Origin of the sequence: [Leptolyngbya] sp. PCC 7376 (genome assembly GCF_000316605.1) — a bacterium.
Classification (GTDB): Bacteria; Cyanobacteriota; Cyanobacteriia; order Cyanobacteriales; family MRBY01; genus MRBY01.
On the sequence record NC_019683.1, the window covers coordinates 2,257,867 to 2,272,327 of the forward strand.

The following is a 14,461-nucleotide window of genomic DNA, read 5'->3' on the forward strand; positions in this document are numbered from 1 at the left end:
GAAGACGATTACTTTAAAGTTCTCCCAAGAGAATTAAGCTTTGTTCGTATTATTCAACTTCCCGCGCACAATGATGACTGTTCGGTTTGTTCCTCTGGCGATCGCCTCGGGGATATTACCGTGGAGTGCTTTTTGGAGAAGACTTTCGCTGCTGGCTCCCATCACCACGAGATCATAAGTATTTTCTTTAATGACCCGGAGTAAACTTTCGGAGACATACCGCGAACGAACCGGCAGTGAAATCACCGGAACTTCCACATATTCTTTGAGTTTGGCTTGAGCTTTGCGCAGCAACGGAAATCTTTGGGTTTGATATTTAGGTTGATAGACCTGACATAAACAAATTTCTGAGGAAAGAGAATATCGATGAACATCCGGGGTTAATCGCAGTAGAGCCGGAGCGAGTTTTAGGGCTCGTCGGGCATTGTGACCTCTAGAAATCGGGCAGAGGGCACGCAAATGAGGAGCGTCTTTTGATGCCAATTTCAAAGGATGGGCATGGCTCGTTTTTGTTAAAAGGACATCGCAAGGTGCTTCTTTAATGAGTACTTCGATGACATTGCCAAATAGTTTTCCGGCGGGGTTGCGATCGCCTTGCCAACCGAGAATTAACCCCACATCGTCAGTAGATAATTGTTGTAATATCACCGCAGAAACATCATGGGCTAAGAGAATCTGCGTGTGAATCGCAACTCCCCATTTATGCCCTAGCTTTTCGAGACCCTGCAATAATTGTCGTTCTGGAATGGTGTTAATGGCCGTTTCTGGGAGAGGGCAAGGGGCAGAAACCGGGATGATATGCAGGCAGCAAATGATCGCATTTTTATCTTTGGCGATCGCATAGGCGACTGTGAGTAGTGCTTCGGCTGTATTGGGATTGGCGATCGCCACCCAGAGTTTTGGTTGATGGCGATCAATATCTTGGGTGCGATAAACGCAATAGCTCGGCTCCTGCAATTTGAGCGCATGGTCACTATTACCAAGGAGTTTTTGCGTTTCGGCGCGAATAATATCAGATCGGGTAATAATCCCTTGCAAACATTCTTGCTCAACGACAGGTAAACGCGAAATTTGATAGCGATTAAGCAGATATAAAACATCGCTGAGAGAAGCTTGGGGCGCGACCGTAATTACTTTACGTTGCATCAATTGACTAACCGTCACATCCCGTTCACTTGATGCAATTTGCGCTAAATCCCCTTGGGTTAAAACCCCCACTAATTTGCCATTCTCTAATACCGGAAAACCACGGTGGTGCGATTGCGACAAAATAGGTAACAGTTCAGTAAGGGAGAGGCTACTGTCTATCGTTTCGACATTGGGTTGCATCACCTGCGCCGCCGTTAAATCCATCAAAACCTGTGGATCATTTTTCTCCTTCAGACGAATGCCACTCGCTTCGAGGAGATGCTCATAAATTGACCCTTTAAAAAAACTTTCGCCGACGATAAAAGCAGTCACCGATGCCAACATTAAGGGCAATACCAAATTAAAATCCGTCGTCAACTCAAAGACAATCACAATAGCTGTCACAGGGACTCGCGCCACCCCCGTAAAAAATGCGCCCATTCCAGCGAGGGCATAAGTATATTGGGAAGCTTCAGGAATTAGTGCTTCAGCTGAAAATCCCATCAGATAGCCAAGGGCTGCTCCCAAAACGAGGGTAGGAGCAAATAATCCTCCTGGCGCTCCCGAACCATAGGCCAATAAACTCAGTCCAAAGTGGGCAATAAAGGCGATCGCAATCACCTGCCACCCTGCATCCCCCGTCAATAAAAAATCCCGTAATCCGGCGTTATCCCTAAAGAAAGGCGGCAAAAATGAAATTACAATTCCTGAAATCATCCCGGCGATCGCCATTCTCGTGGCAAGGTTAAGTCGCATCCGTCGATTGAAATGTAAAACCGTGAGAATACCGCGATTAAAAAAAGCGCCCAGCCCACCAGCCAAAGCGCCCAAAATTAGGTAGAGAGGAATTTCTTTAACTGAAAAATGGCTCTGATTCGCTGCCAGCAATAATTCACTGGGTAAATTTAAATCCGATGTACCAAACCACCGCGACACCACCGATCCTGTAAATGAAGCGACAATGGCAGTTTCGAGAGTGAGGCCGGACATATCCCGCATCAACTCTTCCACCACAAATAACACCCCAGCAATCGGCGTATTAAAACCAGCTGCCAACCCTGCTGCTGCCCCCGCTGCAATCATTTGCCGTCGATGGTCTGGCGTAATCGGTAACCATTGACTCAGTTGTGCTGCCAGTGCTGCCCCGATATGTACTGTTGGCCCCCGTCTCCCGAGGGTTAGACCGCCCCCCAAGACTAAAATTGTGCCAATCGATTTGGCGATCGCCACCTTCCAAGACAGCGGAAATGGCAGCCGTGCCAACACCACCTTTACCTGAGGTACACCACCACCTTTTGCCGCAGGAGAAAAAGTCTGTAATGTGAATCCTGCGAGACCACCACACACTAAACCGAAGAGCGGCAAAATTAACCACGCACCATATTGATGACTCAGCGCAACCCGATAACTGCCGAGGGTGCCGATACCGGCCTTCAGAAATAGAGCCGATAAACCTGAAATTGTTCCGATAAGACAGGCTTCAAAAATTAAGTAATTGCGATTGAGACTGAGCTGTCCGAATCGATGAAAAATTCCCCAGTTACGCACGGGAAGCATGATTGTTTCTAGCCCGTAGAGTTTCGAACACAAATCGATCTGCCCTTAAGCTACCAAATTATTGACAAACTCTCAGAGTTAAAACGCTTTCCTCAGTGGGCGATCGCCCTTGTTCTTTACCGAAGCATGATCCCGGTTCCTGTCCCGAACTGATAGTATGTGTGCTTGAAGATAAACATGCTTTTATTCCTAAAAATTTATGAGTACCGAATCAGGTCTAATTGCTCCCCACGGCGGACAATTAATTAACCGAATCGCCTCCGAAGCCGAAAAGAAAGAATTTTTGGCACAGGCAGATACCCTCCCTCGCGTTACCCTCGACAAACGCGCCCAGTCCGACCTCGAAATGATTGCCATTGGTGGCTTCAGTCCCCTCAAAGGCTTCATGGAGCAGTCCGACTATGATTCTGTCGTTGACACCATGCACCTCAGCAATGGTTTGCCTTGGTCTATTCCCGTAACCCTACCTGTTTCCGAAGAAGTCGCTGCACCTCTCAAGGAAGGTAACTGGGTACGTCTTGACGATGCCAATGGTCGTTTTATTGGTGTCCTCGAACTCTCTCAAAAATTCCACTACAACAAAGCTCACGAAGCAATCAACGTCTACAAAACAGACGAAGATAAGCACCCTGGCGTTAAGGTTATCTATGAACAAGGTGATGTAAACCTCGCAGGTCCCGTTTGGTTGCTAGAGCGTGATCCTCACCCCCTCTTCCCCGCATACCAAATTGACCCTGCAGCTTCCCGCGCGGCATTTGCAAAGCGTGGCTGGAAAACTGTTGTGGGCTTCCAAACCCGTAACCCCATCCACCGTGCTCACGAATACATCCAAAAGTGTGCTTTAGAAACAGTTGATGGTCTTTTCCTCCATCCTCTCGTTGGTGCAACAAAGAGTGATGATATCCCTGCTGATGTGCGCATGCGTTGCTACGAGATCATGATGGAAAACTATTTTCCCCAAGATCGTGTCATCCTTGCGATTAATCCTTCGGCAATGCGTTATGCAGGCCCCCGTGAAGCAATTTTCCACGCACTGATTCGCAAGAATTATGGTTGTACTCATTTCATCGTTGGTCGTGACCATGCTGGTGTGGGCGATTACTACGGTACTTATGAAGCTCAGGAAATGTTCGATAATTTCGACCCTGCTGCTCTTGGTATTACACCAATGAAGTTTGAGCATGCTTTCTACTGTAAGAAGACTGAGCAAATGGCGACAGCGAAAACAAGTCCCAGTGGCCCTGAGGATCGTGTGCATCTCTCCGGTACGAAGGTTCGCGAAATGTTGCGTAATGGTGAGCTTCCCCCTCCGCAATTCTCTCGTCCCCTCGTGGCAGCAGAACTTGCTCGCGCAATGCACAAGTAAAACTAAACAAACATTATTAATCATGACTAGGGATTTTCACGGTAAATCCCTTTTTTAGTGTTAAAAAGAAGAATATCGCGATGAGCACAAAATATACCCGGGCATTTCACATCCTACCTGTATGGATATGGTTTATTCTCGTTGCTCTTTTGACGCGAATACCATATTTTTTCAAAATTGATATTGATTGGGATGAATCAACTTTTCTTTTATTAGGCCAATCCGTATTAAAAGGTCAACTTCCTTATACCGGAGATGTTATTGATGTTAAGGCACCATTGCTCTGGTATTGTTTTGCTGTTCTAACTGCTTTAACTGGTAAATCTTTTTTCTTTGTTCGTTTTGCTGGTGCCATGATCACGGCAATGTCAGGTTATCTTATTTACTTTTGTATTTCAAAAGTTTGGGGACAAAATCGAGCACTTATTGCAGGATTTGGGTTGGTGATTTTCATCAACTTAAGTGCTGGAGGCCAGGCACTTATCTCTGAACATTTAGTCATTATTCCTCTCCTATTAGCATTTCTATGCTGTCTTTTTTATAGAAGGCAAATAATACTCCTTTACTGTGCTGGCGTTTGTATGACTATTGCCAGCATGATACGGCTTAACCTAGCCTATAGCATGGTGATTTTAGGTTTGTATTTGTGTGTCTTAGTCTTAAATAACTCTTCACTGAATATTCAAAAAAAACTACTTAACATCTGTAGCTATGCTGCTGGGTGTATTAGCATTCTTATACTCACAATAATGCCATATATTCTGAGTCACAATATTCCTGAGTTCTATCGAGGATTGATTCAATCATCTCTGAGCTATGCGAACCAACAAAGCAGTTTTTTTATAGTCCTTAAAGAGCAAATTATTTATTATATTGCAGGTTCTTTTAAGACGTCTATTGCTTTGCTTCTCCTTCATTTGTTTGTTGCAATTATCTGCGGGGCTCAACTACGTTTATTGTTGTCAAATTCTAATGAACTCAACACATTAGAAAAAAGACTATTGAGCTTGATTTGTGTCTTCTGGATCAGTATCGAATTTTCTATTTTGAAATCAGGCGTATTTTGGGGGCACTACAATATGCAGCTTGCCGGATTTGTCGTGATTTTTATTACACCAACTGTTTATAACATAATCCAACAGAATCAAATGACGGCAGGCAAACTGTTTCTTTTTCTGACATTAAGTGTTTATGGCATTCATACTGGTCTTCAATATAGTTCAATTGGTAATAATTTTTTTTGCATGGGTAGTCTCTTTTATGGCCCATCATATCAACTAGCACAAGAGCTAGATAAAGAGTTGGGTGATCGTGAACCAAATGATAAAAGTATTTGGTTAGCAAATCATCATTTTTATTATTGGCAGCAGAATATCAATCCTCCTATTTCTAGTACTACACATCCTAGTAATATTCATAAGGAGTTTCTTCTTCGAAGTTGGTTTGGAGAGCAATCATCGACAGTAAATGAACTTAAAAAAATTATTGCAAGCCCTCCTGAATTTATTGAAGGTAAGCGTATGGAAACATATTTTCAAACAAATCCTGAAGCACAGCAATTATTGAACTCTTTTTTACAAGAAAAATATTCTGAAATTCCTATAGATAATTTAAAGACAAAAATTTATCGACTGAATAAATAGTCTAAAAAACTTAGAGGTTGTCTGAAAAGTCTTTATGTTCGATAAATGCTGCGTAAATTCCGCCAGGTTGATCGCCTGAAGTGCTTATTTTTACGTGCAACTCATTTCGACAAAAGTTACGGTCAGACCCTTTTCAGACAGCCTCTTATAGATAGATGAAATAAGTAAGTTCGTTTTGAGAGATGATCGCCTGGATTCTTGACTATTGGGGCCATATTGTAAGCAGATATTTCTGGAAATAATCGGCTATATATTGAAGTAATTAGTATCCAGCATTCGTTTGCTTGGATTTTTTTGAGTTCTTTTCAGGTTATGACTAATTTCCCCGCTTTAACGACCTATGGCTATGCAATTGAGAAGACTCTAGGCCAGAATTTTCAAGGTCGACGGTTTACTTATCTCGCGCGACAAATTGAAGGCGATCGCCCTGTCGTGCTCAAAAAATTTGCTTTTGTGCAAGGGGCAACGGATTGGAGTGGCTATGACAGTATCGAAGCCGAGATCAAAGTGCTCCAACGATTAAATCATGAGCAAATTCCCGATTATCTTGGGTCTTTCACCACGGATGATGGCTTTTATTTGATCACAGAATATATTGATGCGTCGACCCTTGCCCAGACTAAAGCGCTTTCGTTTAAAGAGATAAAGGCGATCGCCATCCAGTTGCTCAGAATTTTGCAAAGCTTGCAGGAACAGCAACCGCCTATTATCCATCGCGATATTAAGCCCGAAAATATTTTGATTCGTCGTTGGGGTAAAAGTTGGCGTGTATTTTTAATTGACTTTGGGTTTGCGCGGTTGGGGATGGATGATCTTTCCGCCAGCAGCACAGTGAAAGGAACGTTGGGTTTTATGCCACCGGAGCAAATTTTTCAGCGGGAACTCACCACTGCATCGGATTTGTATTCGTTGGGCATTACGCTCATTTCGATTTTGTGTGGCAAGCGCTCTGGTGAAATTGGTGCTTTGGTAAATAGCGATTATCGAATTCAATTTCGTTCACAACTGAAGCATTTGCCGAACGCTTTTCTCGATTGGTTAGAAATTCTTACTGAGCCCAATCTTAACAAACGCTATCCCGACGCGAAAGCCGCATTACAGGCTTTATTACGGCTGGAACGCAAGTCGAATCACGTCACTTATGACTACAATAATGTGCATTTTGCATGGCAATTTTTGGTGGGAGTTTTGAGCTTAATGCTGGGACTGAAGCTATGGGGATTGTTCAATATGTTGCCAATCCCAACCTTTGCACCGCAGGACACTGTTACTCAACCAACTCCGCTTAACGAACCAAATTTGCCGAGTATCGATCTGAGCGATAAGTTAATTGCTGATCTTTACCAAAAGGGATTAAGCGCGTTAAATCGTGATGGTTATGATGAGGCTTCCTATTACTACAATCAGGTTTTAGAGGTTGACCCAAATCATTTTGATGCGCTGTCGGATAATTGTGCAGCCTATTACTATCTCAATCAACCAGAGGAAGCATTAGATTTATGTGAACGAGCGATCGCCATTAATGACCAAGATTATCGCGTTTATAATCGTCATGGTTTGGTGCTAACCGGAGGTTTAGATCGTCCCGCAGAAGCATTGTTATCCTTTGAACGATCGCAGCAACTAAATCCTGGTTATTTTTGGGCTTGGGTGAACCACGCACGAGCATTAACAGCACTCGGAAAATATGATCAGGCGATCGCCTCAGCAGAGAAAGGTATTGAAATTGATCAGAATGCGTCGGGCGGTTGGTACGAGAAATCTAAAGCGTTACGACGGATGGGTTTTCTAGAGTTAGCTCTAGAAGCATCCAATCAGGGTACTTTAGTCGATCCAAGCTCTCACTTGATCTGGGGTGAACAAGGCCGTGTACTCTATGCCCAAAAAAGATATGAGCAAGCGTTGTCTGCATTTGACAAGGCAATTACCTTCAATCCAGATCATGCATGGCATCATTACCGTGCAGGTTTAGCGGCTGAGGCAATAGGGAATGATTATCGGGCGATCGCCTCCTATGAAAAGGCTTTTGCCCTAAAGCCAGATTTCACTCAAGCCCAAGAAAAATTGGGTCTTTGATATTACAGGTAAATCCCATGCGAACTCAATACATCACCACAGATTTAGAGCTAGAAAGCCCAAATGATTTAACGTCGATTGTGCAAGAGTTTGAGGATGATGTTCTGGTTCACTTTTGCGGTGCTGTCGGCGATCGCCATGCTGCCAGTTTTGGCCTTTTCCATGAGGGTTCTGTAGCAAGCGATATCAATTTCTATTGCAACCTAATCGAAAATCTGAGCGAATCATCACGAATGCTTTGGGATAGTTGCACTCGCATCGATTTTAATATTGGCTATGAAGCTGGCGATGAACCTAAAAGTTGGCGATCTCCTATCTCAACCGAGGTTTTAGAGCGCATAACGAAAAACCGCGGGGACATTGTCATTACAATTTATCCCCACGGCATATATAGTTCAGTAGATACAATCTGATTGAAAATTTAGATATCGAGGTCAAGCATATTTAGCTTGGGCGCATTGGTCTCGATAAACTCACGACGAGGTGCAACGCGATCGCCCATCAGCACCGTGAAGATCCGATCTGCTTCCGCCGCATCTTCAATTTCCACGCGCTTGAGCGTACGACTTTCAGGATTCATTGTGGTATCCCAGAGTTGTTGAGGCATCATTTCACCCAAACCCTTAAAGCGCTGAATATTGTACTTCGCATTGGTGGGAAGTTCCGCAATCTCACTTTGAAGTTCGCGATCGCTGTAGCAGTAAGTATGCTTTTTCCCGCGCTCCAGCTTATAGAGGGGAGGACAAGCGATGTAAATGTAACCCTGGTCTACTAGAGAACGTTGATAACGATAGAAGAATGTTAAGAGTAGTGTCCGAATGTGAGCACCATCCACATCCGCGTCTGTCATAATCACAACCCGGTGATAGCGTAACTTTTCGGGGTTGAATTCTTCGCCTTTAATGCCTAATCCCAATGCCGTAATTAGCGATTGGATCTCATTGTTTTTATAAATTCTGGCATCGTCTGTTTTCTCGATATTGAGGATCTTGCCTCGCAATGGCAGAATCGCTTGGAACTGGCGATCGCGTCCCTGCTTGGCACTACCTCCCGCAGAATCACCCTCTACTAGGTAAATCTCAGATTTTGCGGCATCCCGCTCACTACAATCCGCCAACTTACCGGGAAGCAAAGAAGACTCAAGCACAGATTTACGACGAACAAGCTCTCTAGCGCGACGAGCCGCTTCTGCCGCTTTAAATGCCTGAATGGCTTTTTCTAGGATGCTATCAACTACGTTTAGATTAAATTCAAAATATTCGTTGAGCACTTCACCCATAAAGGAATCAACAATACCGCGCACTTCCGAGTTACCGAGTTTTGTTTTAGTTTGCCCTTCAAACTCAGGCTCAGGAACTTTTACTGAGATAACCGCTGTTAAACCTTCGCGAATATTCTCACCAGCTAGATTCGATTCATTATCTTTAATCTTGTTGCGCTTACGGGCAACGGTGTTCATTGTGCGTGTGAGAACAGCCTTTAAACCTTCGAGGTGTGTACCACCATCAATCGTTCGAATGTTATTCGCAAAACCGAGCAAATTATCACTATATGCATCAATACACCATTGCAGAGCCACTTCCACCTGTACATTATTCTTCTCGCCGGAAACATAAATAATTTCTTCGTGGAGCGCCGTTTTCTCGCGGTTCATGTAAGCGACATACTCTTTGATACCACCTTCATAGAAATAAGTGTTGGAGCGGGGTTCTTCTGCACGATGGTCGGTAAAGATAATTTTTACGCTGGCATTGAGATAAGCCAACTCACGCAAACGTCCCGCGAGGGTGTTGTAATCAAAAACCGTGGTTTCTGTGAAAATTTCTGCGTCTGGTAAAAAATGAACGGATGTTCCTGACTTATGGCCTGTGGCTGGTGCTGTGACTAAGTCACCTTTGGCAATGCCGCGCTCGTAACGTTGCTTATGTTCAGTTTCATTTCGCCAAACCGTTACTTCCACCCATTCGGATAAAGCATTTACGACGGAGACACCCACACCATGCAAACCACCTGATACTTTGTAACCACCATCGCCAAACTTACCGCCTGCGTGGAGGACAGTCATCACTGTTTCGAGGGCGGATTTTCCTGTCGTGGGGTGAATATCTGTGGGGATACCGCGGCCGTTGTCGGTAACGCGAACGGAACCATCCTCTAAAATCTCAACGTTGATCTCATCACAGTAGCCTGCAAGTGCCTCGTCAACGGAGTTGTCAACGACCTCGTAAACCAGATGGTGTAAGCCTCGTGGCCCAGTGGTACCAATATACATACCCGGACGCTTCCGGACTGGTTCTAAACCCTCAAGAACTTGAATCTGTTGGGCACCGTAGTTACTGGACATGGACAAACTCCGAAATAGGGCGTGAAACTTCTTTGCCTGTTTTTCTGGCTAAATCAGACAAAAATTATAGCATGAAAGGTTTGTGGGCGGAATAGTCAGGCAATGGAGGCGGTTTTGAGGTGGGGTGCAACTCTCTGAAATGGTGTGGTGATAGGCTGCACAAATAGAGCTGCTATTAGTAGTACGTTTATTTTACCTTAACCTTTTGGATCTGGGACGTTTTGTTGCGGGTTCTTAGGAGTCGTATTTGATCACTTCGAGATTGCTGAAATTCCGCTTTTTGTTGGTGGTAATTAGAGCCTGTTTAAGGCGGCAAAATTCTTGCATGTAATACAGGTAATCGTTGTGGCTGGGGTCAAGGCTTTCGTATTTTTCGCGGCAATATTCGTAGTGTTTTTTTGTGTTGACATATTCCATGGTGGCGATCGCCGCGCGGATTTGGAGAGGGACGCGGTGGATGTCGATCTCAGTTTTTTCGTTGAGATACATCAAGTTCCCAAGGGGCTGCATCTTTTCAGGATGATTTGTGAGGATATCGAGAATTCTGCCGAGAAGCTGATTATGAGCAAGATTTTGCTTGATTTCTTTGGGGATTTCAGAGATTTCTTGCCACAGCCAACGATTATGGGAAATGCCAAACATCAATTCGTTTTCGCTGAGCTGGGTTTCAATTTGACGACGAAAGGCTGTGCAATGCAGATATAGCCGCAGTAAATGTTCTTCTGCCTGGACCAATTGCATCGATGCAGTGGCAACAGGAATATCTTCAACTGGGGTGGGTTCTTCGTATTCTGGTTCTGCGGGTTTTTGCTGCTGGGATCTGCGGAGGCGTTTAATTTGGTAGTAAAAATTTTCCTGGAGCTGCTGGTAATGTTGGCGATCGCCTTTGCTGATGGATTGCGCAAAATTGGAAATATAGTGGCTGCGGAGGGTTTGGTCTTTAATCTTTGCAAGGATGCGAATGCCCTGACGACCAAGATTTTGTACTTGATCAGCTTCGCCTAAATCTTTGCCGAGCAACAATTGATTGAGTTGCCAATCGATCCACAGCGGTGCATCCCGTAATGCTTCTTTGTACTGAGTGACACCATTGGGCATTAAGAGAAATTCGTCGGCATCCTTCCCGCCGGGCAAATTCAAAACCCGTGCTTGCATTTGCCCTGAATAGATCAGTGGTTCAATTTCCCTTAGGGCGCGTTGAGTTGCTTTTACACCCGCTTTATCGGCATCAAAATTGAGGACAACTTGTTTCGAATCGGTATAGCGTAATAACTGTCTGACCTGACCTTGCGTAAAGGCTGTGCCCAAAGATGCAACGGCATTTGCAAAACCTGTGGTGTGTAACGCGATCGCATCAAAGTAGCCTTCCACCACAATTGCTTGGTCAGCTTTAGCGATCGCCTGTTTTGCTTTATCGAGAGCAAAAAGGGTATTACTTTTATCGAAGAGGGGCGTTTCAGGAGAGTTGAGATATTTGGGTTCCTCGCCTGTGAGTGTGCGACTACCAAACCCAATGGCACGACCCTGACTGTCATAAATCGGAATCATCAGGCGATCGCGAAACTGATCATAATGACCATTGCCTGACTGGCGCGGCTTAATTAATCCTGCCTGTTCGACCAATGCGATGGGATAACGTTTTTGTTCAACTAAATATCGATAAAGGGTTTCCCAACCGCCGGGCGCATAGCCAATCCCAAATTTCTGGATCGTTGCCTCAGATAACTTTCGTTCCTCGCGCACATATTGTAGTGCCATTTCCCCTTGGGGTTGCTTGAGGGCGTATTGATAAAAACTCGCGGCGATCGCCACAATTTCGTAGAGCTGTTCCTTGAGTGACAGTTGCCGTTGAATTTCTTGGCGCTGTTCTGGTTCAAGGGTCTTGAGAGGAATCTGATATCGTCTCGTCAGATCCAGTACGACCTCAGCAAAGGAGCTTTTATTAATCTCCATCAAAAACTTGATGGCATTGCCCCCAGCCCCACAACCAAAACAGTGATAAAACTGCTTCGACGGACTGACCGTAAAACTCGGCGTTTTCTCGTCATGAAACGGACAAAGACCTAGCAAGTCCTTACCTCGTTTTTTCAGCACCACATAATCTGATACCACCTCACTGATATCGACTCGCTGCCTTACATCTTCAATTGTGTCGGGATGGATGGCAGGTATCGCCATGGTGTTGATGCTGCGAATTGAACGTCTTTAAATTTTACTGACCTTCAAAGATTTTGGGAGAAATGAAGGGGGGGCGATCGCCTCAAGTCGATTGAGTTAATTTAATAAGGTTAATAGGGGGCTTCAGCAGGCCCATCATAACCACATATCCCTAAGCGCGGTGAATTCACAAGGGAGATCGGTTCACCATAATCTTCGTGGGGATGTCCCTTTGTATGACGATCACAGAGCATCCCCGTTGTTCCATCTTCGTACATACATTCTTGGCAGAAGTGAGTTGCGGGTTTTTCACATTGGATACATGAATACACGGGTGGATTATTTCTTGCCATCAGGAAAATTGGCTCTGAATTCAGCATTTTTCCTTGCCGGTGATTGACATGGCGAATTATTGTTTCGGAAGGCGTTCCCCAATCGTAAATATGTTCTAGTTGATCTAACTCCTCAAAAATCCAGCTGATTGTATGAGACATTGCTATTTCTTGCTGTAAACTGTGGCGGTGGGAAAAAGCACTTAAATGTCCACAACATTCCAGCCAAATTGCTCGTAGATACAAGTCTAGGTCACGTAGGTTGCTATCGCCTCTCATTTCGAGATGAAGCCAAAAATTTTTATCGCCATAACTCTGAATCTGAAGATGGTAGATCGTTTGAGCTTTGCGTTGATTCGTTTCTACTGTTGTGATCGCCGACTGCCTCATATGACAAGATTTAAGATGCCGTGAGATGCCGCCTTTAGAGAACTCTTTGCCACAAAATTGGCAAATACCTTTCGTTGTAGTGGACTTTTCCATCATTCTCTCTTTTCCTTGCCATAAATATTCGTTCTAGGGGTTTGCTCGCATACTACTAAGCTTCGAGGCGATCACCTACCAAATGGTTGAGAGGTCTAGCTCAAAGCCCACCAAAACATCTTCTCCACTGAGTGTTGCTGGCGAATTTAAAATTTCAACCTCTTGATTGGGTCGATAAACTTCAACCTGCTGAGTCTTTCGATTAATTAGCCAACCCAAGCATGTACCAGTATCAATATATTCGCGTAATTTGGCTTGGGTGACATCCAGTTTTTCGTTGACAGCAAGCAATTCCACAACAAAATCTAAACTCAATGGCGGAAATTTTTCGCGTTCATGCTGAGTCAAGGATTGCCATTTCTCTATCGGAATCCAAGCCGCATCTGGGGAACGAACAGCTCTATTCGGTAAGGTAAATCCTGTCGAAGACCCAAAGGTTATGCCTGCTGATTTTGTCTTCTGAGCCCATATGTATAGTTGATACGTCACGTCTGCATTGCGATTGCTTGTTTCTCCATCCGCCAGCGGCATGATAATAAGTTGATTGGTGGCACTACGCTCAAACTGCCAAACTTCGTTACATTGGCAAAGTTGGAAAAATTGTTCATCACTTAAATCGCAGCTATCAAGATTAAGTTCAATGGGAAAGCTGATATTCATTGTGGCGATCGCCCATTGCTTGATACGACTACTACCGATTATAAAAGCTTCACTTTCAACCGAAACTTTCAAATTAAAGAGCCATCCTGAATTATGTTTTTTACATCATTTCAGAATGGCTATGGTTGCGTTTAAATTAAAAAATCAAAAAAGATAAAAAGGCTGTAACTTATTTCATTGCTTTTTTAAGAAGTTCCTGTAAGCCTTCACCACCTTGGGATTGCACAAAAGACATAATCACTGGCGCAAATTTGCTCGCCATGGCAGGGTTGAGTTTTAGGGATTGAAAACCACTGGCTAAAGTCGCCATAGTGCCCAATTTCCCAGCATCGCCACCGAGGGAAGAAGCTAAGCCACCCAAGGCTCCAGCCATACCGCCACCAGTTTCTGGTGCTGCATCGATGAGTGATTCGATCTGGGGGATTGCACCTGCTAATTGACCAAATTCACCATCGTCTAGTTTGTCCTTTGCCAGCTTGAATAAGAGACCAGAGCCGCCTTTTGCCTGTTCTTCAGATACGCCTAACTGGCTCGTTAACATCTGGATAAGTTCCATATTTTGGGTTCTCCCGCGTGAATGTGATGTAATCCACTGTGCTTATATCGCAAAATATTCGGGGTCTGCTCGGGATTCGTACCAAAAATTAATAGGGGTGATAACAAACTGATCATGATATCTACAGCGGTTATCAATGGCAGAGGTTTGTTGCTCTCC

Annotated in this window: 10 protein-coding genes; 4 read left to right on the forward strand and 6 right to left on the reverse strand. The window is 44.4% G+C overall.

Going from position 1 to position 14,461, the window contains the following annotated elements; translation table 11 throughout:
* Window positions 1-33: 33 nt before the first annotated feature.
* Window positions 34-2,685 carry a chloride channel protein gene (locus LEPTO7376_RS09980; RefSeq protein WP_041763378.1) on the reverse strand — a complete coding sequence of 884 codons (2,652 nt, stop codon included), beginning with the start codon at window positions 2,683-2,685 and terminating at the stop codon, window positions 34-36.
* A gap of 199 nt (window positions 2,686-2,884) precedes the next feature.
* Between LEPTO7376_RS09980 and sat the strand changes: the two genes are divergently transcribed.
* The 4 genes from sat (at window position 2,885) to LEPTO7376_RS10000 (ending at window position 8,183) form a co-directional block, all read left to right on the forward strand.
* Window positions 2,885-4,051 (forward strand): sulfate adenylyltransferase, encoded by a 1,167-nt coding sequence (gene sat / locus LEPTO7376_RS09985; RefSeq protein ID WP_015134063.1) that lies wholly within the window; start codon window positions 2,885-2,887, stop codon window positions 4,049-4,051.
* 80 nt (window positions 4,052-4,131) lie between these two features.
* A complete protein-coding gene (locus LEPTO7376_RS09990) occupies window positions 4,132-5,694 on the forward strand; it encodes a glycosyltransferase family 39 protein (RefSeq protein WP_015134064.1) in 1,563 nt (520 codons plus the stop codon).
* 312 nt (window positions 5,695-6,006) lie between these two features.
* Window positions 6,007-7,770: a serine/threonine-protein kinase gene (locus LEPTO7376_RS23505; RefSeq protein ID WP_051188758.1), complete on the forward strand. Its 1,764-nt coding sequence runs from the start codon at window positions 6,007-6,009 to the stop codon at window positions 7,768-7,770.
* A gap of 17 nt (window positions 7,771-7,787) precedes the next feature.
* The gene (locus LEPTO7376_RS10000) at window positions 7,788-8,183 is read left to right on the forward strand and encodes a hypothetical protein (RefSeq protein ID WP_015134066.1); all 396 of its coding nucleotides are present in this window, start codon (window positions 7,788-7,790) and stop codon (window positions 8,181-8,183) included.
* An 8-nt stretch (window positions 8,184-8,191) separates the two neighbouring features.
* On the opposite strand, the gene gyrB is transcribed toward LEPTO7376_RS10000, so the two are convergent.
* From gyrB to LEPTO7376_RS10025, 5 genes are all read right to left on the reverse strand, one after another.
* Entirely contained in the window at window positions 8,192-10,114 is a 1,923-nt protein-coding gene (gene gyrB, locus LEPTO7376_RS10005; protein ID WP_015134067.1) for a DNA topoisomerase (ATP-hydrolyzing) subunit B, read from the reverse strand.
* 234 nt (window positions 10,115-10,348) lie between these two features.
* Complete coding sequence (dnaG, locus tag LEPTO7376_RS10010) at window positions 10,349-12,292, reverse strand: DNA primase (protein ID WP_015134068.1); 1,944 nt, start codon at window positions 12,290-12,292, stop codon at window positions 10,349-10,351.
* Window positions 12,293-12,402: 110 nt separating this feature from the next.
* The gene (locus LEPTO7376_RS10015) at window positions 12,403-13,089 is read right to left on the reverse strand and encodes a hypothetical protein (protein WP_015134069.1); all 687 of its coding nucleotides are present in this window, start codon (window positions 13,087-13,089) and stop codon (window positions 12,403-12,405) included.
* A 72-nt stretch (window positions 13,090-13,161) separates the two neighbouring features.
* Window positions 13,162-13,818: a Uma2 family endonuclease gene (locus LEPTO7376_RS10020; protein ID WP_015134070.1), complete on the reverse strand. Its 657-nt coding sequence runs from the start codon at window positions 13,816-13,818 to the stop codon at window positions 13,162-13,164.
* A gap of 97 nt (window positions 13,819-13,915) precedes the next feature.
* Entirely contained in the window at window positions 13,916-14,302 is a 387-nt protein-coding gene (locus tag LEPTO7376_RS10025) for a DUF2780 domain-containing protein (protein ID WP_015134071.1), read from the reverse strand.
* Window positions 14,303-14,461: the final 159 nt, after the last annotated feature.

What these genes read in the sequence shown, in the direction of transcription:
- LEPTO7376_RS09990 (WP_015134064.1), top strand. Translation starts at nt 4,132, where the DNA reads ATGAGCACAAAATATACCCGGGCATTTCACATCCTACCTGTATGGATA.
- LEPTO7376_RS10000 (WP_015134066.1), top strand. Translation starts at nt 7,788, where the DNA reads ATGCGAACTCAATACATCACCACAGATTTAGAGCTAGAAAGCCCAAAT.
- sat (WP_015134063.1), top strand. Translation starts at nt 2,885, where the DNA reads ATGAGTACCGAATCAGGTCTAATTGCTCCCCACGGCGGACAATTAATT.
- gyrB (WP_015134067.1), bottom strand. Translation starts at nt 10,114, where the DNA reads ATGTCCAGTAACTACGGTGCCCAACAGATTCAAGTTCTTGAGGGTTTA.
- LEPTO7376_RS09980 (WP_041763378.1), bottom strand. Translation starts at nt 2,685, where the DNA reads ATGCTTCCCGTGCGTAACTGGGGAATTTTTCATCGATTCGGACAGCTC.
- LEPTO7376_RS23505 (WP_051188758.1), top strand. Translation starts at nt 6,007, where the DNA reads ATGACTAATTTCCCCGCTTTAACGACCTATGGCTATGCAATTGAGAAG.
- LEPTO7376_RS10025 (WP_015134071.1), bottom strand. Translation starts at nt 14,302, where the DNA reads ATGGAACTTATCCAGATGTTAACGAGCCAGTTAGGCGTATCTGAAGAA.
- LEPTO7376_RS10015 (WP_015134069.1), bottom strand. Translation starts at nt 13,089, where the DNA reads ATGATGGAAAAGTCCACTACAACGAAAGGTATTTGCCAATTTTGTGGC.
- dnaG (WP_015134068.1), bottom strand. Translation starts at nt 12,292, where the DNA reads ATGGCGATACCTGCCATCCATCCCGACACAATTGAAGATGTAAGGCAG.